The 25,047-nt window shown below is 39.7% G+C and carries 24 protein-coding genes; 20 read left to right on the forward strand and 4 right to left on the reverse strand.

Annotation, left to right across the window (positions count from 1 at the left end; translation table 11 throughout):
• Nucleotides 1-144: 144 nt before the first annotated feature.
• From AC25CA_RS01435 to AC25CA_RS01460, 6 genes are all read left to right on the forward strand, one after another.
• On the forward strand, nucleotides 145-606 hold the full coding sequence (locus tag AC25CA_RS01435; protein WP_486815261.1) for a pyridoxamine 5'-phosphate oxidase family protein: 462 nt from the start codon (nucleotides 145-147) through the stop codon (nucleotides 604-606).
• A gap of 109 nt (nucleotides 607-715) precedes the next feature.
• Nucleotides 716-2,155 carry a histidine kinase N-terminal 7TM domain-containing diguanylate cyclase gene (locus AC25CA_RS01440; protein ID WP_486815262.1) on the forward strand — a complete coding sequence of 480 codons (1,440 nt, stop codon included), beginning with the start codon at nucleotides 716-718 and terminating at the stop codon, nucleotides 2,153-2,155.
• Nucleotides 2,156-2,236: 81 nt separating this feature from the next.
• Complete coding sequence (locus AC25CA_RS01445; protein WP_486815263.1) at nucleotides 2,237-2,908, forward strand: CPBP family intramembrane glutamic endopeptidase; 672 nt, start codon at nucleotides 2,237-2,239, stop codon at nucleotides 2,906-2,908.
• Between the two features lie 209 nt (nucleotides 2,909-3,117).
• A complete protein-coding gene (gene mtnK / locus AC25CA_RS01450) occupies nucleotides 3,118-4,359 on the forward strand; it encodes an S-methyl-5-thioribose kinase (RefSeq protein WP_486815264.1) in 1,242 nt (413 codons plus the stop codon).
• Nucleotides 4,360-4,461: 102 nt separating this feature from the next.
• On the forward strand, nucleotides 4,462-5,358 hold the full coding sequence (locus tag AC25CA_RS01455; RefSeq protein WP_486815265.1) for a GNAT family N-acetyltransferase: 897 nt from the start codon (nucleotides 4,462-4,464) through the stop codon (nucleotides 5,356-5,358).
• 52 nt (nucleotides 5,359-5,410) lie between these two features.
• Nucleotides 5,411-6,157 (forward strand): MerR family transcriptional regulator, encoded by a 747-nt coding sequence (locus AC25CA_RS01460; protein WP_486815266.1) that lies wholly within the window; start codon nucleotides 5,411-5,413, stop codon nucleotides 6,155-6,157.
• A gap of 17 nt (nucleotides 6,158-6,174) precedes the next feature.
• On the opposite strand, the gene AC25CA_RS01465 is transcribed toward AC25CA_RS01460, so the two are convergent.
• Nucleotides 6,175-6,888, reverse strand: coding sequence for a permease (locus AC25CA_RS01465; RefSeq protein WP_486815267.1), 714 nt, complete (start codon nucleotides 6,886-6,888; stop codon nucleotides 6,175-6,177).
• Nucleotides 6,885-7,367, reverse strand: a complete 483-nt coding sequence (locus tag AC25CA_RS01470) for a permease (RefSeq protein ID WP_486815268.1) — start codon at nucleotides 7,365-7,367, stop codon at nucleotides 6,885-6,887. Before AC25CA_RS01470 ends, AC25CA_RS01465 begins: the two co-directional genes overlap by 4 nt.
• 246 nt (nucleotides 7,368-7,613) lie before the next feature.
• Here AC25CA_RS01470 and AC25CA_RS01475 point away from each other — a divergent pair, with 246 nt between their 5' ends.
• Together AC25CA_RS01475 and AC25CA_RS01480 are read left to right on the forward strand one after the other, a co-directional pair.
• Nucleotides 7,614-8,780, forward strand: a complete 1,167-nt coding sequence (locus AC25CA_RS01475) for an IS110 family RNA-guided transposase (protein ID WP_486815269.1) — start codon at nucleotides 7,614-7,616, stop codon at nucleotides 8,778-8,780.
• A gap of 198 nt (nucleotides 8,781-8,978) precedes the next feature.
• Nucleotides 8,979-9,629: a Crp/Fnr family transcriptional regulator gene (locus AC25CA_RS01480; RefSeq protein WP_486815270.1), complete on the forward strand. Its 651-nt coding sequence runs from the start codon at nucleotides 8,979-8,981 to the stop codon at nucleotides 9,627-9,629.
• A gap of 94 nt (nucleotides 9,630-9,723) precedes the next feature.
• Here AC25CA_RS01480 and AC25CA_RS01485 read toward each other — a convergent pair whose 3' ends face one another.
• A complete protein-coding gene (locus AC25CA_RS01485; protein WP_486815271.1) occupies nucleotides 9,724-10,257 on the reverse strand; it encodes an ECF transporter S component in 534 nt (177 codons plus the stop codon).
• A gap of 1 nt (nucleotide 10,258) precedes the next feature.
• Entirely contained in the window at nucleotides 10,259-10,732 is a 474-nt protein-coding gene (locus AC25CA_RS01490; protein WP_486815272.1) for a YbaK/EbsC family protein, read from the reverse strand.
• A 174-nt stretch (nucleotides 10,733-10,906) separates the two neighbouring features.
• Here AC25CA_RS01490 and AC25CA_RS01495 point away from each other — a divergent pair, with 174 nt between their 5' ends.
• From AC25CA_RS01495 to AC25CA_RS01550, 12 genes are all read left to right on the forward strand, one after another.
• Complete coding sequence (locus AC25CA_RS01495) at nucleotides 10,907-11,416, forward strand: nitroreductase family protein (protein WP_486815273.1); 510 nt, start codon at nucleotides 10,907-10,909, stop codon at nucleotides 11,414-11,416.
• Between the two features lie 153 nt (nucleotides 11,417-11,569).
• A complete protein-coding gene (locus AC25CA_RS01500; protein ID WP_486815274.1) occupies nucleotides 11,570-12,733 on the forward strand; it encodes an MFS transporter in 1,164 nt (387 codons plus the stop codon).
• A 336-nt stretch (nucleotides 12,734-13,069) separates the two neighbouring features.
• On the forward strand, nucleotides 13,070-14,227 hold the full coding sequence (locus AC25CA_RS01505; RefSeq protein ID WP_486816583.1) for a PDDEXK-like family protein: 1,158 nt from the start codon (nucleotides 13,070-13,072) through the stop codon (nucleotides 14,225-14,227).
• 113 nt (nucleotides 14,228-14,340) lie between these two features.
• On the forward strand, nucleotides 14,341-16,524 hold the full coding sequence (locus tag AC25CA_RS01510; RefSeq protein WP_486815275.1) for a BglG family transcription antiterminator: 2,184 nt from the start codon (nucleotides 14,341-14,343) through the stop codon (nucleotides 16,522-16,524).
• Nucleotides 16,525-16,657: 133 nt separating this feature from the next.
• Nucleotides 16,658-18,103: a PTS transporter subunit IIC gene (locus AC25CA_RS01515; protein ID WP_486815276.1), complete on the forward strand. Its 1,446-nt coding sequence runs from the start codon at nucleotides 16,658-16,660 to the stop codon at nucleotides 18,101-18,103.
• A gap of 19 nt (nucleotides 18,104-18,122) precedes the next feature.
• Nucleotides 18,123-18,458 (forward strand): PTS sugar transporter subunit IIB, encoded by a 336-nt coding sequence (locus AC25CA_RS01520; RefSeq protein WP_486815277.1) that lies wholly within the window; start codon nucleotides 18,123-18,125, stop codon nucleotides 18,456-18,458.
• Nucleotides 18,459-18,580: 122 nt separating this feature from the next.
• Nucleotides 18,581-19,033, forward strand: a complete 453-nt coding sequence (locus AC25CA_RS01525) for a PTS sugar transporter subunit IIA (RefSeq protein WP_486815278.1) — start codon at nucleotides 18,581-18,583, stop codon at nucleotides 19,031-19,033.
• Nucleotides 19,034-19,077: 44 nt separating this feature from the next.
• Nucleotides 19,078-19,746, forward strand: a complete 669-nt coding sequence (locus AC25CA_RS01530) for a hypothetical protein (RefSeq protein ID WP_486815279.1) — start codon at nucleotides 19,078-19,080, stop codon at nucleotides 19,744-19,746.
• A gap of 185 nt (nucleotides 19,747-19,931) precedes the next feature.
• Nucleotides 19,932-21,608 carry a SulP family inorganic anion transporter gene (locus AC25CA_RS01535; protein ID WP_486815280.1) on the forward strand — a complete coding sequence of 559 codons (1,677 nt, stop codon included), beginning with the start codon at nucleotides 19,932-19,934 and terminating at the stop codon, nucleotides 21,606-21,608.
• 101 nt (nucleotides 21,609-21,709) lie between these two features.
• On the forward strand, nucleotides 21,710-22,342 hold the full coding sequence (locus AC25CA_RS01540) for a TetR/AcrR family transcriptional regulator (protein WP_486815281.1): 633 nt from the start codon (nucleotides 21,710-21,712) through the stop codon (nucleotides 22,340-22,342).
• 11 nt (nucleotides 22,343-22,353) lie between these two features.
• Nucleotides 22,354-23,673, forward strand: a complete 1,320-nt coding sequence (locus tag AC25CA_RS01545) for a glycoside hydrolase family 1 protein (protein WP_486815282.1) — start codon at nucleotides 22,354-22,356, stop codon at nucleotides 23,671-23,673.
• A gap of 1 nt (nucleotide 23,674) precedes the next feature.
• The gene (locus AC25CA_RS01550; protein ID WP_486815283.1) at nucleotides 23,675-25,021 is read left to right on the forward strand and encodes an MFS transporter; all 1,347 of its coding nucleotides are present in this window, start codon (nucleotides 23,675-23,677) and stop codon (nucleotides 25,019-25,021) included.
• Nucleotides 25,022-25,047: the final 26 nt, after the last annotated feature.

A 25,047-nucleotide genomic window follows, 5' to 3' on the forward strand; every position in this document is an offset into this window, starting at 1 on the left:
TGACACCACTGTCAATAACAGTGTAGTTTTTTTCGACACTGACGTCAATAAACAAAGTATAAACAAGTTGTATTTGAAATCATTTCTGCTTCTTTGCGGTAATCGCATATGATAAACTAAGAAAAAGGATTTGGAGGAAATGTGATGAGAGAGATGAGAAGAAATAATCGACAGATGACACAGGCAGAGGCTGAATTGATGCTAGAAAATGGAGAATATGGTTTTTTGGCTGTGATGGGAGATGAGGATTATCCTTACGCAGTGCCTCTTAGCTATGCGTATGAAAATGGAGTTATTTATTTTCATAGTGCTAAGGAAGGCCATAAACTTGATGGGATGCGAGGGCATTCGAAGGTTTCATTTTCAGTTGTTGGAAAGACTGAGGTCTTGCCTGGAAAATTTTCAACCAAATATGAAAGTGTTATTGTGTTCGGCCAAGCTGTTGAAATAGAAGGGGAAGAGAAACGAATTGGCTTGATGGCTTTGATTGGGAAATACGCTCCGGATTTCTTGGAAAAGGGAGGGCAATATGTGAACCATTCCGGGAAAGATACGATCGTTGTAAAAATCATAATTGATCACATGACAGGGAAGGCACGTCGATAAAGCAAGACCACCATTTTTTGAAATTTGGTGGTTCTTTTGTCTTTCAAGAGATATGAAATGAAAAAAAGAATGATATAATTGACAGAAGTCGAAAATAAAGGAGCAGAAGATGCAGGCCGCTACCCTTGGAGGAATACTCCTAATTTCAGCAATCGTTTTATTTGTTTTGGCTTTATTCAGTTTCTTTCGAAGACGGATTTCTGGTGCATCGGCATTCTCTTTTTTACTTATGGCCATGGTCATTCATTCAGTGGGTTATGCTTTTGAATTAATGAGTCAAACCAAGATTGAGATGATGACTTGGTTACGATTTGAGTACATTGGAATTGCATTTTTTCCCTTTCTTATTTTCGTATTTGCGAGTCAATATATCGATGAGAAGAAAATTGCAAACCCTTGGATGAAAACAATGGTCTTTGTCATGAATTTCATCACCTTTTTATTGGTTGTTACCAATGATCAACATAATCTTTATTACCAAAGCATAGATGTTGTGGAGTCCTATGGCATGCAGGTGCTCTCTCTTTCAAGAGGAATTTTGGGAAATGTGCAACATCTAACGGGTGTGTTGGCTTTAGTGTATGCAATTGTCGGTATGGCAAAAAAGGCGCATCATTCGATTGGGAACTATAAGACGAAGGCGCGATGCATGATGTTTGGGATGATGGTGCCCTTGTTTGTATATCTGATCTATGCGTCGGGAATGGGTCCAATTGCGATTGATATAGCGCCCTTTTCATATGTTTTGATGGGTGTCTTAATTGGCGTCGGTTTGTTTCACTTTGATATTTTGATGATGACGCCGGTAACCTATCAAATGATTTTTGAATCGATTGACGAAGGTGTATTGGTTGTGGATCGAAATGGATTAGTAATTCGATCAAATGAAGCAACAAAAGGCTTTTTCCCTTCACTCCAGCTCTTGAAAGACGGTAGTGAGGTCACGGCTGTTACGGAGTTAAGAAATTTTGATTTCGAGGAAGACCAGAGTCAGATAGAAGTAGGATCGAAAATATTGGATGCCAAGAGGATTCGAACGGGTAATCAGAGAGGGCTGATTTATGTCTTTAAGGATGTGACAAGGGCGGAAATCAGCAAAAGAAAGTTAGAGATTATGGCGACAGTCGATCCCCTAACTGGGATTCAGAATCGACGCGTTTTTATGGAAAAACTTAAGGATGCGCCAGCAGGTGTCTTTTCGATCTTAGACCTGGATCACTTTAAAGAGATTAACGACCAGAAGGGGCATCAAGAAGGAGACCGGATCTTGCGTGTATTTGCACAGGCCTTGCGGGAACACTATTCGTTTCAACAAGTCTGTCGATATGGGGGAGAGGAATTTGCGATTTTCTATCCAAATGAAGGGTTAAAAGCTGCGTATCAATCTTTAGAAGATTTTCGACTGTATTGTATACAAGAAGGTCTTGGGGTTGCATTCTCCGCAGGTATGGCAGAATATTGCTGTGACCATATTAATCAGGCGATCGTCGAGGCTGATGAAAAGCTGTATCAGGCTAAAGAATCTGGACGAAATCGGATTCAAATTTAAAGGTTATGTAAAGAATTGGACAGTTAAGAGGGATGTAAAGAATTTTCGGTATAATGGGAAAAAGACCGGAAAGGAAAAACAATGAAAAAATCATGTGTTGTAATGGCAATTGGAATCATGGCATGCGGAATATTATATGGGATTGAACAGGGAATCCATGTTGATTATTTGACTCAAAGTCTAGTAAAAATCTTTTTGTTTCTGGTCATTCCCCTAGGATTTATTCGGGCAGAACGTGAGGAACGGAATATGACTGTCAACCGTCAGCGGGGGGCTAGAAAGAATGGATGGTGGCATGCAATTTTGCTGGGTATTTTTTCCTTTGCTGCAGTATTGGGCGGTTACTATTTGTTGCGCTCATTCATCGATTTTCCGCATATTGTAGAAGATTTGCAAACGCGACTGAAGGTATCGCAAATGAACTACTTGCTGATTGGAGCCTATGTGGTTTTTTTCAATTCATTCTTAGAAGAAGTGTTCTTTCGAGGATTTATTTTTGCCAGACTCTATCGAAATGGACAGCGAGTGTGGGCATATCTTTTGTCATCGCTACTCTTTGCTTTATATCACATTTCAATTTTTAAAACCTGGTTTACTTGGCCCATGATGGTCTTAGCCTTATGTGGATTGGCAATCGGCGGACTGATTTTTTGCTGGTTGAATCGGAAGACGCTTAGAATCTATCACTCCTGGATTGCTCATATTTTCGCTGATCTTGCCATTATTTGGATTGGATATACCTTGTTCTTTTGACTCCGTGAGGGGTCTTTTTTATACGGTATACGTGCAAGCATCAACCCTAGCTTGAAGGCTTGCACTTGTTTTTTTATTTATGAGGAATAAGAAACCGTAAGGATATTGGCGAGTGTATGGATAAAATGGGGCATTTTATGTCTAGATATTGTATTTACTCTCTTCTCATGGAACAATAGAGGTAACTAAACTGGAAGAGTGGGCAGGAAATGGAACACGAAATATATTTGTCAGAAGAAGGCGCAATTTCATATGTGAAAAAAAACACCTCAATTTTTGGTGATCAAGAGATTTTACACGCAACAGTTTTGGCTGGAGACAGCATGGAAGTGGATGGGAATGCCAATCGAATCCTACGGGTGCATTCTGAGTCATCTGAGCAGTCGGTGATCGTCAAACAAGTTTTGCCTTTTATTCGCGTTGCAATGGAGAGAGGTGAAGTACTGCCGATCAGCATGGAACGGATGAGAACTGAGATTCAGTATATGAATGCAGCAAATCGAATCTGTGAGTCAATAACCCCAGAGATTTATGCCTGGGATCAAAAATCTGGAACCGTGGTCATGGAAGATCTTAAAAAGATGAAAATTCTCCGATTTGAATTGATGGAAGGAAATAAGTTCCCCGCATTCCCAGAAAAATTTGGAAGTTTTCTTGGGCGAATTGCCTTTTTGACATCTGATCTTCATTTGGATCCTTGGGAAAAGCGGACCATGGAAAATTACTTTGGTGCATCGAAATCCAATCATATGTGGGGACGATTCATGTTTGACGATACGGTTTTATCCAATCAAGACAATCCGATTAACCCTTTAGTTCGAGAATGGGTGGATCAATTGTATCGGGATGAATCGGTTCGTCGAGAGGTTCGCGTGTTGAAGAGTATCTTTAATCAGCAACAGCAGTGTCTGATTCATACTGATTTGCATACATCTAATATTTTCATATCACTTGATGAGGTTAAGGTATTTGATTCTGAATTTGCAAAATTCGGTCCTATCGGCTTTGATCTGGGTCGGTTAATTGGTAGTTTGGCATTGAATTTTGCTTCACTTTTTGGCCTTAAAGAATGGGATCAGGCAAAGAGAAAAGACTATCAGGTCTATTTGTTAGAGTCGATTCAATTCTTGTATGAAGCTTTTGAAGCCTCTTATTTTGGTCTTTGGAATGAAATTTTTCCTCAACGAAAAGCTGCAAAAGAGAGAATGAAGGCTATGATTTTTCAACAAACACTAGGGTTTACGGCTTGCACCATGCTGGCTAGAATTTATGATGGCGCTTTGTGTTTTGATTTTAAGCGAATTGAAAGCCTGGAAGAACGTGCCAAGGGACAGCGGTTTGCGATTGAAATGGCAAAACGATTATTAATTAGACGCTACGAGTATAAGGATATGGCACAGGTTATGGATGACATGAGGGAAGTATCTTTGCATCGAAATCAAGCATGGTAGTTTAGTCAAAATTGTTAGCAGTTGAAAAAATCAACTGCTTTTTTTTATGCAATGAGTAAGACGTGGTAAAATAAAGAGAAAAGCAAATGATGGGAGGAACTTATGAAAGTCGAAGTTGGTTCAAAGGAAAATCGAGAAGAATTTCTTGCTTATTGTCGAGTACATCGTTTGGAAGTAGATGATTCTTATCTGTACGACGAAGATTTAATGGAATTTAAAGAGGGAGAGAAAAATCCTACTTTTGTTATCCGAGAAGGCGGTGTGATTGTTGCTGCTGCCTCGATCATCTTAGATGACTATCATCGTCGAGGAAATCGCGGTCGATTTCGCATTTTTCATTCAGTCAATCAGCGAGTGGAAGACTATCAAGCTTTGTTTCATGCTTTAGAGCCTGCAATTAGTGATCTCGAGCATGTCGTTGTTTTCATATCTGATGAAGATCCAAAAATGGCAGAAGCCATGAAGGCGCTGGGATTTTTTGTTGAACGTTCCTCTTGTCTTTTAACGAGGGAAACCAAAGAAATTCAACCCTTACCTGAATTGCCTGATGGCTTTTCTCTACAAATTTTTCAGCCCGGCATTGATGAGTCAAACTGGACAGCAGTGAGAAATCAAGCATTTGCAAGGCTTCTTGGTAGCCAGACGCCTTTAGTGGAAGAGCAGGTTGTAAAGATGACCCAGGAAGATATTCATCTTCCAGAAGGGATGATGATCCTTTTTGATAAAAATCAGGCGATTGGTCTTGTTCGAGGAACGGATGACGAATATGAAGATCAGCCTATTATGGATATTGGTCCTTTGGCTGTACTTCCGGAATATCAGGGACGTGGCTTGGGACGTTATTTATTGCGTGCAGCTATTTCTTTTGGAAAAGAAAAAGGATATGGAAAAGTCGTCCTTAGTGTTAACGCTGAGAACGAGCGTGCAAAATCCCTGTATTTGAACGAGGGTTTTGTACAAGTTGAAGGCATTCGATGTTTTCGATGGAATATAAAATAAGTCTTGACCCTAACGCTACGTAACCCTTTATGCTAAAGTTGAGGTGATTCGTTTGATCTATCGAGTTAATGAGCTGGCAAAACTAGCAGGAATTAGTGTTCGCACTCTCCGATATTATGATCAGGTGGGGCTCTTGTCCCCTAAACGATCTCGGGATTCTGAATATCGATTGTACGATGACGGAGAGGTAAAGCGGTTGATGCAGATTTTGTTTCTAAAAGAGCTTGACTTTTCTTTGAAAGAGATTCAAAAAATTTTGCAGTCTACAGAAGAGCAAGATATTTTTTTTAGAAAGCAGCGCGCACTGCTGGTAGAGAAAAAGAATCGTTTGGAAGGGATTATTCAGTCTTTAGATGAGATGACGAAATCGAAAAAAGGGGTAGATGTGATGGAAAAGATGATCAAGGCATTTGATATGAGTGAGATCGAAGCGCACAAGAAAAAATATGCTGAGCAAGTAAAGAAGCAGTATGGCAATACAGAAGCCTATCGCGAATCGGAAGAAAGAACAAAGAAGTACAAGGAAAAAGATTGGGAGAGGATTATCGATGAGGGAAATGAGTTTTTTCGGTCCCTTGCTAAGTTGATGGATCTAGAACCAGGTGATGCAGAGGTACAGAACTGTGTAGAAGGCTATCGCTCCTACATCACCCGTTCCTTTTATCAGTGTCATATCGATATTTTTCGAGGTTTGGGTCAACTATATGTGACCGATCCGAAATTTACCGCGAATATCAATCAACATGGAGACGGGTTGGCAGAATTCTTGAGCCAAGCCATTGCCATCTATTGTGAGTAAGCCGATTTGTTGATTGTTTAAGGGATTGAAATGGCATTTGCAGGGCATTTGTTTGCGATATTTTTTACTGCGGCCTTTTGCTTGGGGACCACGGGTTGCTGTTTGAGCTTTGCCTTTCCATCAATCATTTCGAAAAGCATGGGTCCCATGTTTGCGCACAAACTGCAACCTGTGCAATATTTTTGATTAACAAGAACGAAATTTGAAGAAGACTGGGCTTTCGGCAGGTCTTCTTTTTTTACGACTGCTGAGACGAGGGTTCCCATGATGAAAATGGAAACTACAGTCAGGATCCATCGGGTTCCCATAAATTCTGCACCAAGAAACTTGGCTTCATTGGCTAGCATGGGGACTTTGATAACAGCCCACGCGCTGAGAATGACAACAATATTGCCAATGCTAGCTCCCTTATTCAAAAGCATCTTGCTTACAGGAAAAGCTGCATAGATAGGACCAGCTGAAACACTGCCAAGGATGAGTGCTAAAATACCTCCCTTGAAGCCTGAATCTTCACCTAGATTTTTGATAATCACTTCCTTTGGAATTAAAATATCAATAACGACGGTAAGCAAGAAGATCATCGGCATAATAAGAATCATTTCTTTAAAGTAGTAGGCACTGTTACCGAATGCTTCAGCAGCAAATTGTGGTCTTGTTACAAAGGAAACAAGGTAGGCGAACAAGACCAGAGATAAAAATTTGTTTTGCTTCAAAAAATATACGATTTTCATAAGAGTACCCCCATACCAATAGCAATAACTAGTGCAAAGATGAAACTAATCCCATTCCGGGTGATGGCGAACTTTGTACCAAACTCCTGTTTTTCCAATGGGAAGGTAACTACACCAACCATGGTTAAGGTTGTCAAGAAGGCAACTCCGGGAACGATGCTAGCACCAGCGTCAACCAAGGAACCCACAAGGGGAAAAGCGACAAAGGCCGGGATTAATGTAATGCTCCCTGCGACGGCTGCGATGATACTGGAAAGGACTTGATTGGATGAACCAAGAGCTTTCTCAATAGTTTCAGGCGGAATTAGTGTAAGTACCAGTCCGATCAAGAGAATAATGGAGATGATTGAGCCTAGCATATTGCCCATCATGCCCTTTGATTTTTTCATGGACTGCAGTGTCTTTTCTTGATCTTTTAAAAGAGCGATAAAGAATAATACGAGGGTAATAACCCACATGGCAAGTGTAAATGGATCCATAGTGTTCTCCTTGTATAGTGAACTTGTAGTCAAACTACGAGTTCAAGATTTTTTCTTATATACTGAATATAGTGTTGTGGATTGGTGTGTTCTCCTATAGCTTTGACTATTTTTTTAAGGCTCCAACCACATATCTATGTTCTTTTGTTTATGAGTTAGATAACGCTAGACGTTTTATCTCGGGCAAGGATACATAACATAGAATCATGTGGAACCACAACTCAAATAATGAAAGGATGTGTTTTTATGATTTATGTTGGCATCGATGTTGCCAAAGACAAGCACGATTGCTTTATCGTAAACTCGGATGGTGAAGTTATCAAAGATGTTTTTACTTTCAAGAACAATTTGGAAGGTTTCACGCAGTTTTTCTCTGCGATCCCCGATGTTCCTTTGGACAAAATAAAGGTGGGACTAGAAGCTACTGGTCATTACAGCATTAATCTCACGAATTTCATTAGCAATCATCACCTACCACTAGTAATTCTCAATCCGCTTCAAACCAACCTTTTCAGAAAAGCTCAAACGCTTAGAAAAAGCAAAACGGACAAGATCGATGCTAAACTTATCGCTTTAATGTTGCAAACGGGTAACTTCGAATCCCACACAAATTTATCATATCATCTGGCAGAATTAAAGTCACTCACTCGACATAAATCTAGAATTAAAGAAAATCTCTCCAAGTATAAAATTTCACTGGTACGAATGACAGATATTATGTTTCCAGAACTTGCTTCGGTTGTTTATTCGATCAATCAAACGTCGACCTATGCGATTCTAAGAGCTTTCCCGTCTACACAAGCGATTGCTTCTGCTCACCTTACCAAACTCACAACCCTACTGCATCATGCGTCTCATGGCAAATATGGCAAAATTAAGGCACTTGAAATCCGACAAGCTGCGAGAATATCCATTGGCTCTGAGAGCCGTGCACTCAGCTTTGAACTCATCCAGATCGTGCACTTTATCGAATACTACAAGCAAGAAATTGCTCAGATTGATAAAGAGATCAAATCTATCATGGATGAATTGGAAAGCCCGATCCTGAGCTTCCCAGGTATCTCTTATGGATTGGGATCTGTCATCCTAGCTGAGGTTGGCGATATTCGAAGATTCTCTTCTCCAGCTAAGCTGCTAGCCTTTGCTGGTCTGGAGCCCTCCACTCATGAATCAGGAAAATTTGTGGGATCGAACATGAGAATGGTAAAACGCGGGTCACCATATTTGCGATGGGCACTTCTTGAAGCTGCTAGACTCGTTGCTATGAGAGAGCAAACTTTTAAAGACTATTATCAGAAAAAGAAAGCTGAAGGTAAGCATCATTATGTTGCTCTGTCTCATGTCGCAAAAAAACTTGTCCGTGTTCTTTACCACATTTTAGTCAATAATCTAACTTTTCAACCTCAAATTTAGTTATACCCATCGTCAATCTCATCCAGGAGTAGTTTGCTACTTCTAATTTGGTGTGCAAATTTTCTTGTTTCAATTCTTATGATAAATTACTCGAATTCTACTTGACTTCATATAGTTAGTCTTGAATTTGATTTGTTCTTAGTATAACGATATAGTGAGAATATATGAGTTACCAAAGTAACATATTGGAGGAGAAAGATGAAAAGAGAGATTGATCAGATTCAAATGATTCCCTTAATGAGTGTATTCACGCGCGAGGAGATTAGCAAGTTTTTAGACTCTGGAGAATTTCGTATTGTGACCTATAAGAAAAATACGGTGGTTCATTTGGAAGGCGAGCCATGTAGCAAACTCGAGATTCTTATGTCAGGTGAGGTTGTGGTTGATCGAATTGATGAGGATGGAAATATTCTTTCGATCAGTCGCTTCCGAGAGGAAGAGGTACTGGGGGGGCCCTTGTTGTTTGCTAGTAATTCGGATTATATTTTAACGGTCAGCGCCGTTCAAAATACAACTTTGCTGGAAATCTCAAAACAATGTATTTTCGAGCTGTGTTTCTCCAATCAAAGTTTCCTCGAAATGTATTTACAAATGATTTCGAATCATGCTTCTCTTTTGGGCAACAAACTAAAAAATCATGTGGAAAGGAGCCTGCGAGAGAAAATTCTTGAGTTTTTGCAGGTGCAAACACATCGACAAGGGGTTGAAAAAATCAAATTAATGGAATCAAAAAAAGCCTTAGCTGAGAGATTTGGGGTTCAGCGGACTTCCCTTTCTAGAGAATTGAAAAAAATGAAGGATGAAGGCTTGATCGATTATGACATAAAATGGATTCAAATGTTAAAATAGAGGGTTCGTGCATGTTGTTTTCTGTAAACAAAAAGCGACTGCTCTAAGGTCGAAACAGTCGCTGATGATGAAAAATAGTGAAATGAAGAAGTCCTTATAGATGGTCCTTTTTAATTGTCTGGTTGCGGTTTTGAATGAGGATGACCAAAGAGGGAATCAGGAGAAATTGAATGACTAATCCTGGAAGCCCTGTGATTAAAGCTCCTTGCATATAAATCATTGGATTCATTTTTAATCCAAAGCCAATGGCAAGGACAAAAACAATGAGTCCTGCAACGACTCTTCCAGCAATCATGCCGACAATTAGACGTCCCCAGATATTTTTCAAGCGGTTTTGACTCAACAAGCTAATCACCAGTCCATAGACCATCAGTTCTGCCATCATAATCGGTAGAATCGGATAAAAGACGGGCATTCCTGTCAGAGCGCTACTGAGAAGTGGTGTGATCAGGCCGACAGTCGCTGCATAGAAGGGCGGTAAGAAAAAACCGGCAATTAGTACAGGGATATGCATAGGTAAGAAGATCTTTCCCGCACCGCCGAAGAGATGAAAAATCGCGGGGAGTAAGAGTCCGATGGCGATAAAAAATCCACTGAGGATCATATTTCTTGTATTAGAAGAATTCATTCTATTTTCCCTCCGAGTTCTTGCAGACATCAATCCAGGTGCCCTTTGTTACATGAGCAAGTTGATCGACTGTAATCTTAACAGCCGTATTGGGTGTACCACCGGCTGGATAGACAAGGTCAAATTCTTTTAAGGATTCATCCAGATAAATGCCGACACCATCTTTTAGGCCGAAGGGGCAAACCCCGCCAGCTGGATGTCCTGTAATGGATTCGACTTCGGCGAAAGGTATCATTTTTGCCTTGGTGGCGAAGGTGGATTTGAATTTCTTATTATCGATTCGAGCATCACCCTTTGAGACAATTACGATCGATTGATCCTTGAGTCGAAAACCCATGGTTTTTGCAATTTGCGCCGGCTCAACACCAATGGCTTGGGCAGCCAATTCAACGGTTGCTGTACTTTCACCGAACTCGGTGATTTTCAAATCGAGATCCTGCTCAAAAAATTGCTGTAGTACAGTTTCTTTACTCATTAATAGTCATCCTTTCCTTCATATGTATAGTCAAACTTTACTATTATGCAATGCAATTGTCAATGGATTCAAAAGGCATTGATCGCCTTGATGGGTTAAGCGTAAATGAGAATCGAGTAGATAGAATGGTATACTAATTAATGAAGAGACTTTTATGAATTGGAGGAGGCTTTTATGATTAAAGCAATTCAAGAAAGAAGAAGTGTGCGGAAATTCACAAAGCAGATGATTGATGATAGCAAGATTGAAATTTTATTGCGTGCCGCTATGCAGGCACCTTCTGCAGCGAATCAGCAACCGTGGGAGTTTTTTGTGGCAAGAAAGCCAGAAACAAAAGAAAGATTGTCGAAGTTGAGCCCATATGCAGGATCAATTGCTGACGCACCTGTGGCAATCGTGATATTGGCAAATACAGAACGTTTAAAGTTTCCTGAACATATGGAGCAGGATATGGGTGCAGCAACCGAGAACCTCTTGTTGCAAGCGGTCGAAATGGATCTAGGTGCTGTTTGGTTGGGAGTAGCTCCAAACGTGGACCGCATGAAACATGTGCGCACGCTATTGAACTTGCCTGAAAACTTACTGCCATATGCGGTTGTGCCGGTAGGCGTGCCTGATGGCATGGGGAACCATTTTGTAGATCGATTTGATGCAAGCCGCATCCACTTTGAAACTGTAGATTGACATGATAAACCGAATCATGTAAGCTGACAACAAATGAATCAAGGAGATTTTGTATGGGTAATTTAATTTAGAATTCACCGAACAGCAGTTTTCAACGGTTGGTAGCATGAGCGCTACCGCTTCTTTGTGTTAGACAGATGGAGGAATTTTAAATTGAATAACAAGGAAAGAAACGTATATTTGATGTATGCGATTATCTTTATGCAAGGTTTTGTCTTTTATGGCCCCGTGGCGACGATTTATAGACAAGCGCGGGGTCTTTCGATGTCCGAAATATTTATTATTGAATCGATGGCTTTATTGTTGATTTTGATTTTTGAAGTGCCATGGGGCTGGTTTGCCGATCGGTTTGGCTATAAACGAACATTAATTATTGTAAACGGTCTCTATTTTATTTCAAAAATTATTTTTTATCAGGCACAGGGTTTTGAGGGATTTTTATTGGAGCGGGTAATCCTGGCCCTTGTAATTGCTGGATTGTCTGGGTGTGATGCGGCCTTAATCTATGCGTCCATCAAAGAGGATCAAGCACAAACTGTTTTTGGACGATATAGCGCAATGGGTACGTTGGGATTTTTGTTGGCTTGTTTTGCATCTTCGTGGATTGTGAAAATATCTATTGATGCAACTGCTTTTTTCACCATCTTTCCCTATGGAATAGCCATGATTTTTACCTTTTTTTTGGTGGAAGTAGAGTTTGAAAAAAAGGATACGAAAAAGTTAAAGGAGAATATGAGATTGGCCTTTGCCGATCGTTCCATTGTTTTTTTAGTGGTTGCCATGGCACTTATGGTTGAGATCTTTCAAGCAGCGACTGTGTTTTTAAATCAATTGCAGTATCAAAAAGCTGGGATTCCCGTGCATTATTTTGGTTGGATCCTAGCAGGTATACAAGTGGTTCGCCTTTTCTCGGCGAAAACGAAAAGGGTAACAGACCGATGGGGTAATATGTCGACCCTTTTCATTCTGAGTACGCTTGTTTTGGTAAGCTGTGTGGGTTTGGTGGTTACAAGTCAAGCTGTATTGAGTGTTTTGGCGATTCTCTTCATTTCGGTCAGTCTTGCAATCATGGGACCTGTGGAGATGGATTTGAAGAATAAGGCGATTCATACAGCCGATCGCGCAACCATCCTTTCGATTTATTCGATGATTGCGAGTTTGATTGGTGTGGGTGGAAATATCATCATCGGAAAGGCTGCAGACCATTCCGTTGAAATGGGGTTCGTAATTTGTGCCTTGATGGGTGGCCTTGCCTTGATTGCGATGTTCTTTTTTAAGCGAGAAAATGAAAAGATAGATAAACTTCTACGCGAGTAGAGGATTTCTTTTATTTGATTTTTTGGGTCATGAGATTGCTCGTATCGACGAGGTGAAAAGAAATTTAAACTCTATCTTTTAGAAAGGGTCGAAGATGTTCTTCGAGAAGCATTGAAAATTAACTTGGAAGGAATACCGGCAATGTCTTTAAAAAATCTTTCTGTAGCACATGGTGCACAATTGCTTTGGAAATACCCTGTAGAGTAAGTAATAAAACCCTAGAAAGTAGATGCTTTAATGATATCTACTTTTTCTAGGGTTTTTCATTTCTTGATTTTTCTCTTTGGATAACATAAATTGGAAGGAGAATCAAAGGGAGGGATCGATTTGGATATCATGAAGCGAATGAGTAATTTGATTAAAGATCCGGATTTAGAACGATTGGATATTGAAATGAATACCCCAAATTTTTTCCAGATATTAAAAGTGGAACGGAAGGAGATTCGCCATTCTAATTTTTTGGCTTGGCTGCTGGATCCCAATGGCAGTCATGGACTGTCTGAATTATTTACGAAATGGTTTCTTCGGGATATCTTTTCGAATGACAAAGTAAACTGGATGACGGAATTTGATGTTGAGGATTTAAACTTTAATCAAATGATCATCAAGAGAGAATGGCGAAGCATTGATGTCTTAATTGAGATGCCTGAATTTATTGTCGCCATTGAGAATAAAGTTGACTCGGGAGAACACTCCGATCAATTGCGTCGGTATCGAGAAACGGTGAAACGATTCTATCCGGATCGAAAGCATGCTTTTGTCTTTCTATCTCCGACAAATCTGATTCCTGTTGATGAAGAAGACAGCCAACGATATATCATTTATTCCTATGAGAACCTCCGACGAAATATTGAAATTTTACTGGATGTGAATACGGAGCGTATTTCTGAAAAGGTTGGATTCTATCTGAAGGATTATTTAACGATTTTGAGGAGAGATATTATGAAGGATCATGAAAGCATCGAGCTGGCGAAAAAACTGTATCAAAATCATAAGGAAGCTTTTGATTTTATCTTCGAGAATCGACCGGACCAACTCTCTGAAGCGGGTGAAATCGTTAAAAGGGTCATCGAAGAGGAAGGATATCATTTGTGCGCTTGTAATAAGGGATACGCGCGTTTTTTACCAAAATCATTGGTTTCTGTGATTCCACGAAATGGAAGAGGGTGGAGTAGTAAGGAAAGCTTCTTATTCGAGGTGGATTATTGGCCAAAGAAAATTAGCATGCGTGCTATTATCGCACCCGGGAATGAATCAACACGCGAAGCTTTAATTGATATTATTTCTCGTATTGAAGGAGCAAAAATACCGCGTGGAAAACAGTTTTTAAGCTACTTTAGTGTGATTACCAAGATTGACGTTACGGCAGAAACCTATGAGGATGAAGAAAAACTGGCTGAAGCTTTTCGTAAGTTTTTAAGAAAGAACGATGAGCTGATTGGAAGGATTGAAAAATCGATTTTAGAAAATAAGAATATAGTGATGAAAAAGTAAGGTCTCGAATGCGAGATCTTTTTTTTGTGAAATTTTGCCACATTTTAATGCAAGGAATAAACCTAGATAGATAATCTGTTAGTCGATATAATAAGAATAAAAAGGAGTCTTGAATGAAAGAGCGTCAGATTGAACTACTTATGAAATTGATTGACTCAACACAACCAATTACATACCAAGAATTGGCAGATTATTTTCATGTAAGTCGTCGAACTGTTCGCTATGACATCGAAACAATTGACGTGTTTCTTTATGCGAATGATTTTAAGACGATTGAAAAAAAGCCGCATATAGGCGTGTTTTTAAACCAGAAAATGGACCGCCTTGAATTGATAAGCAAAATTGAGAGTGAGAAGATTTCGCATGAGTATGTGTGCTCTGCTTATGAACGCAAAAAACGAATTGCTTTAGAGTTATTAAAGGGAAGCGGGTTCATACGGATTAGTGAGTTGGAAGAAATTGCTGACGTGAGTAGAAGCACGGTGAAAAACGACTTGAAATTAGTTAAAAGCTGGTTATCTCAAGCAGATGTCAATGTTGAATCGGTAGCAAACCATGGGATCCGTATTACTGGTGAAGAGAATAAAATCCGTTTTGCGATTGTTCAATTGATTTACAATTACTTTAACCAAGAGGATATAAGTGGTAGTTCTGTTAGAGTGATATTACGGAAAGAAGAACTTCTAAAAGATGAATTTATTAAACGAATAATTTCAAAACGCGAATTAAATTTTATTGAGCAAAATTTGCGTACTGCAGAAGATGCTTTGGATATTGTCTTCACGGATACAGCCTTTGTTACAATTATTATTTATGTGGTTATTGCGATGTATCGTATGAAAATGAAAAAATATATAAAATATCCTGAAAATGGACTTAGACGAATTTCGCGAACTACTGAGTTTACAGTTGCACTTAATGTTGTCAATCGCTTAGATAAATTTTTTAGAATTGGGATAACCAATGATGAAGTAGCAGCTTTAACAGACTATATTTTGCAAGCAAATTATTCTACGAACAATGTAGTGTTGGATAAAAACTATGTTGAATTGCAAATGATGGTGCAAATGATGATTAATGAAATTTCAGTTGAAACGGATTCAAGGATTGAAGAAGATCAGTTGCTTTTTGACGGGTTGATCAAGCATTTAAAACCTGCTATTTATCGATTGGAAAATGATATGCAGTATTTAAATCCATTAAAAGATGAGATTAAAGAGCGATATCAGCAGCTGTTTTATCAAGTAAAAGAAGCACTCAATCAAGTTGAGGAATATGTGAAGAAGATTTGTTGCGATGATGAGATTGCATATTTCACATTGCACTTTGCTGCAGCGTTGGAACGGTTGTCTAGCCAGAATAATGAGCTAAAGAAGATTCTATTGGTATGCGGTACGGGGAATGGTTCAGTTCATTTACTCAGTTCTCGTTTGCGGTCAGAGTTTTCCATAGAGCTTGTTGGTAGTGTGGCATATCACCAGATAAAAAAAGCAGTTAGAGAAAACGTAGTTGATCTTATTGTATCTACAGTTCCATTAGATCAGAGAATAATGGGAGTTGCTACAGTAACGGTTAGCCCCTTATTGGATATAAAAGATTTGAAAAAATTACAACAGTACCTTTCTAAAAATGGGATACCAAGACAAGTCGAAGATCAAGATGGTTCATTAGAGATGATGCTGCGCAACGAAGTGTTTTTTGAAGAGATGATCATGCTAATCAGGCAAGAGACACATATTCTTGATGAGCAAAAATTAAAGATTTCAATCGAAGGATTAATGAATCGATGGACAACAAAACCTGAAAAAAGATCAAAAAATATTGGTTTGATGGATATTTTGAATGATCGTCTAGTGGAAATTGATGTGGAAGCAGCTGATTGGAAAGAGGCTGTAGAAATTGCTGGAAATAAATTACTTGCTGAAGGATGTATTGAGCAGCGATATATCGATCATATGATTGAATCCGTTGAAGAAATTGGGCCATATATTGTGATATACGAAGGGATTGCCATGCCTCATGCTCGCATACAAGATGGTGTGAACAAATTAGGAGTTAGTTTTGTACGACTACTCAATCCTGTGTGTTTTGGAAATCCTGATAATGATCCTGTGGATTTGATATTTGCTCTATGTACAATCGATAAATCATCTCATATTCAAGCGGTTACTGAATTGGGAGCATTGTGTACAGATGAAAAGGTGTTGAAAAAAATTCGAGAGGAAAAAAACGTTGATGAAATTTTAAAAATCATAAGTAGCAAAGTAGATCCCAAAAAACAGAGATTGCCACATTGAATTTGAAGAGATTTAATCTTTTTTTAAAATGATGTGGCATTTAAACTATAAGTGAGTTATCCAGCGCTGAATAATTCTTATTCGTAAAAGAAGATTGTTAAGAGTATTTGTAGACGAAGGGAGATGTGAGATTATGCTTCAATCTGTTTTGAATGTTTTTTCTTGGTTATTATCGCAAGGGGCTCCAATAATTGTTCCGGTTTCAGTAATTATACTTGGTCTGGTATTTCAAGCACCTAAAGAGAAAGTATTTGCTGGTGCTCTCCGAATGGGGGTTGGATTTACAGCTTTATTTGCTTTAGTTGGGGTTATATTTTCTGCATTAGGACCAGCGGCTAATCAAATGGCTACACGATTTGGATTGGTATTTACCGTTACTGACCTTGGATGGCCAACGCAATCAGGTATTGTATTTGCAATACCATGGGCAATGGCAGCAATCGCACTTTTTATTGTTCTAAATGCGATTTTAGTTGCTTTAGGTGTTGTGAAAACGTTGAATGTTGATTTTAATAATCATTGGATTTTTGTGTTTTACATGGGTGCGACATATTATATGACGGGTAGCTGGTTGTTAACAGTACTAGTAGGTTTAATTTTCTGGTTCGTATCCTTAAAGATGGCGGATTGGATATACCCAATGATCGATGCATATTATGATATGCCGATGGATGGAATTACAATTACCCATGCATATTCGATCTTATGGGCACCTATCGGTTTTTTGCTTGATAAATTTTGGGATATGATTCCAGGAATTCGAAATGTTCAATGGGATCCTGAGTCAATAAAAGAAAAGTGGGGATTCTTTGGAGAGCCAGTTTTTATTGGTTGGATTATTGGATTATTCGTTGGAATTGTAGCATACTTTGAATGGATTCCAACAGGGGCTCAAGTGAGTGCTGCATTAGGTTTAGCTTTTACAGTTTCATTTTTTATGTTGTTATTGCCAAGAGCGGCGGAACTAATTGTTGCTGGAATGGCACCATTATCAGATGCTGTTCGGGTTTTTGTAACAAAGAAGATGCCAGGTCGAGATTTCCATCTTGGATTGGATGCCGCCATCTTGGTCGGCGCACCGGAGCATGTTGCGATTGGGGTATTGACAACACCGATTGCATTTTTGATTGCTTTCTTACTGCCAGGAAATAATATGCTTCCAATGGGTGATGTTGCAGGGTTATTTATTTTCATCTGTGTTTTTATTACAAATACAAATCGAGGAAATATTTTTAGAGGTTTGTTAAATAGTGCTTTGATATTGATTCCAGTTTCATTTTGGATTGGATCAACGATGTCAGTTGCAAATATGGCAATTGTTGAAGGTACAGGCTTTGTTCTTCCAGAAGGTGCTGGAATGATTTCATCGTTATGTGTTGGGACTACACCTGTTGGATTTGCACTATATCAAGTAAGTTCATTTGTTGCGGGAATTGGAAGCTCTAAGGACCTTATGATAGGTGCTGCGGTACTCGGAGTTTTTGCCGCTGTATGGTATTTGATGCGGAATCGACCAGTTGAATATGCACGTGAATTACGAGGTGAACAGACTGGAATAGAAGATTCGGAAGTAAGTTGATTGAAAAGGAGTTATGAATATGTTTGGAAAGAAAAAAGCAAAACCCAAACAAGTAAAAAGGGAAATCAAAGAGAAAAAAAAGATTATGTTAGTTTGTGGTTCAGGAATGGTCTCTAGCACCTTGGTTTATCCTATGGTAGAAGAGATTTTAAAAGAAGGTGGTTATCGCTTTGAAATCATTAAAGGTAGCTTTAATGATGTTAAAAATAATAGCAACATTGCATTGATTTTAACGACGGTGTCACCGCTACCGAGAGAAGTTGTTGAAACTGGAATTCCGATTACTGTTGTAACGGCGTTGTTTAGAGGAGATAAAGAGGCTGTAAAAGGGGATATTTTTGGCAAGTTAGGCTGAATATCAGATTGTATGAGGAATCTTATAGATTCCTCATATGATTGAAAGAAGATCTCATACAAGCTCTTGCTATTGGATGCAAGCAGAAAGTAAAGGACTGCATGTGAGAGGGGATGTTTAAAATGAGTCGAGTGTCGCTTTCGGGAATTGTGAGCCCGAGTAATATTCGATTAAAAAAATCCGTTGAAAATCGAGAGGAAGCAATTCGATTGGCGGGTGAAGTACTTATTGATAACGGCATAGTAGAAAATAGTTATGTTGATGCGATGGTTGATTCTTGCAATGAACTGGGTCCATATATCGTACTAGTACCTGGAGTGGCAATACCCCACGCAAGGCCGGAGTGTGGTGCAAATAAAGTGGGAATCTCGATTGTTACGTTAAATAAACCGATTGTTTTTGGAAATGAAGAAAATGATCCCGTGCATACTGTTATTGCAATTGCATCGGATAATAATGAAAATCATATCGGGATTATTTCCAGTCTTTCGAAATTCTTAATGGATTCGAAAAGAGTCGAGTTATTGAGAGTTGCAGAAAATCCTAAAGAGGCAATAGATGCGGTATTAGGATAAAAACTAGCATACTGGAAGAGAAAATGTGTCTTAGGGGGATTCAAATGAATACTGAATTGTTAGTTATGTTGGTACAAAATGATGAAACTGTAGAAAATGCGTATGAATTATTTCAAGAAGCGAAGGAACTTGCAGTTTCGAACTGGGGATTTAAAGATGTTGGATTGCCAAAAGAAAGAATGATTCAACTGGTAAAAGCGATGAAAGAAGCGGGTAAAACCACGTACCTTGAAGTAATGAGTCCAGATGAAAAAGGTGGACTTGAAAGTGCTCAATTAGCTATAGATTGTGGATTTGATGTTGTTGTAGGTTCGGTTTACGCGGATTCAATTAATGAACTGTTAAGTAACTCACCCGCAAAATATTATCCTTTTATGGGCCAACTAGAAGGACATCCAGCTTCATTAGTTGGAACTGTTGATGAAATTATTCAACATGGAAAAATGATGTTGAGTAAAGGGGTTGATGGCCTAACGATTCCAACGTATCGGTTCGTGGGAAACAAGCGTAAGCTTATTGAAGCTGTAGCGTCCGAGATTGATGTTCCAGTTATTTCGGCAGGTAGTGTAAATTCATTCGGTAGGGTGGATGAGCTGAAGGATGCTGGGATTTGGGGAATTACGATAGGTAGTGCTTTTTTTACTAAGAACTTTAAACCAAATGGGTCATTCAACGATAATATTCAAGTGGTTGCAGAATGGTTGCAGAAATAAATGAAAGTTATAAAGATAAAGAGCAGACCTTTGGGTCTGCTTTTTTGTGTAAATTGAATAATAATACAAAAATTGCATATTGATTTCTGTATCAAACTAGAGTAAAATACATCTGTTGTTCTAGTTAAGAACCGCTAATTTGTTGGAGTTATATTAATTACTTGATGCAGGAAGATGAGGGAAACATGTCACAATTCAAACCAAAATTATTCAGTACTATGCAAAAATACACAAAAGAACAATTGATTGCAGATTGCACATCTGGTGTAATTGTAGCGATTATTGCTTTACCGTTGTCGATTGCTTTAGCAATTGCATCCGGGGTTACACCGGAAAAGGGATTACATACAGCTATCATTGCAGGCTTTTTAATTTCTTTACTAGGCGGTAGCCGCGTGCAGATTGGGGGACCCACGGGTGCCTTTATGGTAATTGTTTATGGAATCGTCATGGAGTTTGGCATTGATGGATTGATTATCTCCACGATTATGGCAGGACTGATGATGATTCTGATGGGTGTGCTGAGATTGGGAAATATGATTAAGTTCATTCCTTATCCCATCACAACGGGATTTACCAGTGGGATTGCATTGGTAATCTTTTCATCACAGATGAAGGACTTATTTGGACTACAGATTGCAGAAGTACCGGTTGAGTTTATTGGGAAATGGCAGGCATATTTTGGAGCTGCTGGATCTTTAGATTGGACAACTATGGGTATTGGTTTGCTTGCGCTTTTAATTATCATTGGCTGGCCCAAAGTCAATCAGAAAGTGCCAGGTGCTTTTGTTGCACTGGTTGTTACATCGGTTATTGTACAAATTTTCCATTTGGATATTGCGACCATTGGATCGAAGTTTGGTGTGCTATCATCCAGCCTCCCATCACTGCAAGTACCAGAGTTGTCTGTCGATAAAATACGTTTGTTGGTTGGACCAGCTTTTACCATTGCTATTCTAGGGTCGATGGAATCTTTATTGTCGGCAGTCGTCTCTGATGGGATGATCGGTGGCAAGCATCGATCTAATATGGAATTAATTGCACAGGGTGTTGCCAATATCGCTTCGGGATTATTTGGTGGCATTCCTGCGACTGGTGCCATTGCAAGAACGGTTGCCAATATCAAAAACGGTGGACGCACGCCTGTTGCTGGCATGGTGCACGCGCTGGTTCTATTGTTGATTCTCGTATTGTTTATGCCCCTTGCTCAGATGGTTCCACTTACGACATTGGCGGCTATTTTGATTATGGTTGCAGTAAATATGAGTGAATGGAGAGAGTTTCAAGCGATTCTTAAGACACCAAAAAGTGACGTCTTGGTCTTGTTGACCACCTTTTCTATCACAGTATTGGTGGATTTGGTACAAGCAATTGAGGTTGGAATTGTTTTGGCCGCATTTCTATTCGTCAAGCGAATGGCGGATGTCTCAGAGGTTCAAATTGGTACAATTGATGCTGCGGAAGAGTTGGATGGAGAAGATGGATCTTCTTATGAAAAGTCCAGTGAACGCAGGAAAATAGCACCAGGCATTCAGGTTTATGAGATCAATGGACCCTTTTTCTTTGGAGCTGCCGATAAATTTATTGAAGCGCTTAATGGCCTTGGTTATCACACGGATGGATTGATTATTGGAATGAAGAATGTACCCGCCATGGATGCGACAGCTTTACATGCATTCAAAAGGATGTTGAAGATGTGCGAAGCGCATCATATCGAAGTTTTTGTTTCGGGCCTTGGGCCACAACCCATGCAGGTCCTCAAGAGAGCGGGGATTATGGATTTAATGGGGGAAGAACGATTCTTCACAGATCTAGATGATGCATTGCTTCATGCAAAAGTACAATTACCGAAAGCCTGTTGAAAAACAGGCTTTTTTTATTTGAGAAAGGAAAACGTTTGCGGATCCACAGGGAGTATGCTACGATATAAATGTCACACAATGTGACATTTATGGAGGTAACCATGTCAGAGAAACGAGCAAACACGAAAGAGAGAATTCTGCAAGAGGCTTATAGGCTTTTATTGGTAACGGGGCTTCATGAAACGTCGATGGAAGAGATCGCTGAAGCTAGTGGATGTACGAGACGAACTTTGTATCGGTATTTTCCTTCAAAGGATGAGTTGATCTTTGAGGTTGTGATACGCGTCATAAGAGACTGGAATCTTGTGCAGAAGGAAATTTTCGCTTCGCTTTCGGGGGTGGGGATGGACCAGGTGGAAATGTATCTGAAAGCACTTGTAGCGCATATGGAAAAAAGATTGGATACCATGCGGTTTTTGAGCGGCTTTGATTTTTATTTTCAAGACCATTCAACTCTGCAATGTAGCGATGATGTAAAATCACGCTTTAATCAAGTTTCTCATGGTGGACATGCGTATCTTCGAATCTTGATTAAACGGGGAATGACAGATGGAAGTCTGTTTTACTCTGGAGAATTAGATATTTTGGTCTCTACAATTTCGCAGGTTTTGTGGAGCTTTGGCCAGCGAGTGGCTCTTCGAGGAAATCAAATCGAGGAAGAGGACCATGTCTCACGAATGAAACTGATCGAGTGTCAGATCGATTTATATATTCAAGCACTTAAAAGACCATAAGGAGGAAAACCATGAAATCATTTCAATTACCATCCTCTTTTTTAATGGGGGCTGCAACGGCTGCAACGCAAATAGAGGGGGGCGACATCAACAGCAATTGGTATGCCTGGTCTCTTGCTGGCAAAATAAAAAATGGAGAAAGTAGTATTGTTGCGACGGATCATTGGAATCGAGTGGAAGAGGATATTTCCCTCATGAAGGAACTGAATCTTGGAATTTATCGTATGAGTATCGAATGGAGCCGGATTGAACCTGAGGAAGGGAAATGGTCCCAAGACGGCATCGAGCATTATCGAAATGAATTGACGCTGCTGAAGGCTGCGGGCATTGAGCCACTGGTGAGTCTTCATCACTTTTCTAGCCCTCAGTGGTTTGAGGAGTTGGGTGGATGGGCCAATCCTAAATCTGTAAAACGATTTGAGCGTTTTGTAGAAAAAACAGTGGCAAGCTTGGGTGATTTGGTTGCCGAGTATTGTACCATCAATGAACCGAATGTATTGGCAACAGGGTCTTATATGGACGGAGATTTTCCACCCGGTCACCACGATGATCTAAAGGGATACTTTGCTGCATCAAAGCATATGATTCTTGCCCATTTGATAGTCTATGAAAAAATTCATACTATTCGAAGACAAAGAGGATTTGAAGGAGAGACAAAGGTTGGTTTTGCCCATCATGCGGCAGTGCTGACGATAGATTCAAAGAACCCATTGACCAATCTGAGTAGAAAAATGATGGATTATTCATTTCATGATCTCTTTATTAAGGGGTTTGTGGAAGGGAAGCTCGTTATCCCCATTGGTTCTGCTTATCCACATGGAAAAGGACAGTTTTGTGATTTTTTGGGGATTAATTACTATTCTAGACATGTCATTAAGAATTCTTGGAATCCCGCCATGCTTTTTGGAAAGGTGATGGTGGACGATACTCTTACTGACGAGCAAACAAACGATATGGGTTGGGAGATCTATCCACAAGGATTGTTCGAAGTGATAGAACCCTTGTATAAGGCGTATCATTTGCCTGTGTATATCACCGAAAATGGAATTCCTGATCAGGCAGATCATAAGCGTGCGAAATTTATTTATGATCATCTACAACAAGTTGAGAAACTGATTGAATCAGGTGTAGATGTGCAGAGATATTATTATTGGTCCTTGCTGGATAATTTAGAATGGCATGATGGTTATGATCCCCGGTTTGGGTTGATTGAGGTCGATTATGAAACTTTGGAAAGAAGAGTACGTAGAAGTGGCAAGTTCTATGGAGAAGTTTGTAAGGGGAAGAAAATTACGGATGAAATAATAGAAACTTATTTACTGGAGGAATAAGATGAAACCATTGTCGATGCGTATAAAAATTGGATATGGATTGGGTGATTTGGCAAGTAATTTTTTGTTCCAACTTACGGTGATTTATCTTTTGTTCTTCTATACAGATATTTTGAAAATATCTGCAATTTCGGCGGGGATGATTTTCTTGCTAGCACGCATCTGGGATGCGATCAATGATCCAGTGATGGGTTTGGTTGTAGATCATACGAAATCCAAACATGGCAAGGCGCGGGTGTATTTGCTTTATGGCTCTCTCCCCTTGGCCATAGCAACAGTCATGATGTTTCAAGTTCCGGGATTTTCTCAGGCTGGGCGGGTCGCTTATGCCCTTGTCACCTATATTTTGTGGGGGATGCTTTACACCTTAGTGAATATTCCTTACTCGTCTTTAACCGCTTCTTTGACGCAAGATCCTCAGGAGAGAACCAGTTTGTCTTCTATTAGAATGATCTTTATGTTGATTGGTGTTATTTGTGTTTCTGTGCTTGTGGAGCCGATTGTATCAAGCTATGAGCAACCGGCAGTTGGCTACCGAGTTGTAGCGATTTTCTTTGCTGTCCTTTCCTTTGTTTTCTTCCAACTTTGTTTTCTTTCGACAAAGGTGGCGAAAGAAGACCAAGGGACAGAAGAGAATGCCTACTCGATCAAAGAAGTTTGGCCGATCCTTCTGAAGAATGGTCCCTTGCTTATCATTGCGGTCACCTCGCTTTTTGGATCCATGGCGAGCTTTATTCGGGAGACTGCGGCGATCTACTTTGTAAATTACAATGTGGGTAGAAGTGAAATGCTTCCTTTATTTCTTGGGGTAGTGGTACTTTCCATGGTTGTAGGAAATCTTATTCTTCCGCGGATCACGGAGCGTTTTGATAAGAAAGGGGCTTATTACATCGGTACTGCGATTGCGGTAATTGGCTCACTCTTGTTTCACTTCACGCCGATATCAAACTTGACAATGATCATGGTTTTAGCGGCGGTGAGTAGTGTTGGATTTGCAATGGTTGGAACCTTGGGCTGGTCCATGGTGCCGGACACTGTAGAGTATGGGGAGTACAAAACCGGGGTGCGAACGGAAGGCATCATTTATGCGGTATTTAGTTTCAGCCAAAAGTTGGCGACAGCAGTTGCGGGACTTTTGGTTGCTACGATTTTGGAGACAACGGATTATGTTGCCAATGCTGCAATTCAGAGTCCTGAAACTCTAAATGGGATCTTGAGTACACTAACGATTATTCCCATTACCTTGGTCTTGATTTCAGCAGTTGCTGTGCATTTTTACAAGATTGATCGCGTATTTTTCAAGGAAATACAAGATAAACTTGAAATCGAGAACAGGAAGCAAGCGTAAAATGCAAATAGAGATAGAGACAAAGA

It is taken from the genome of Gottschalkiaceae bacterium SANA (assembly GCA_036323355.1).
Taxonomy (GTDB): domain Bacteria; phylum Bacillota; class Clostridia; order Tissierellales; family GPF-1; genus GPF-1.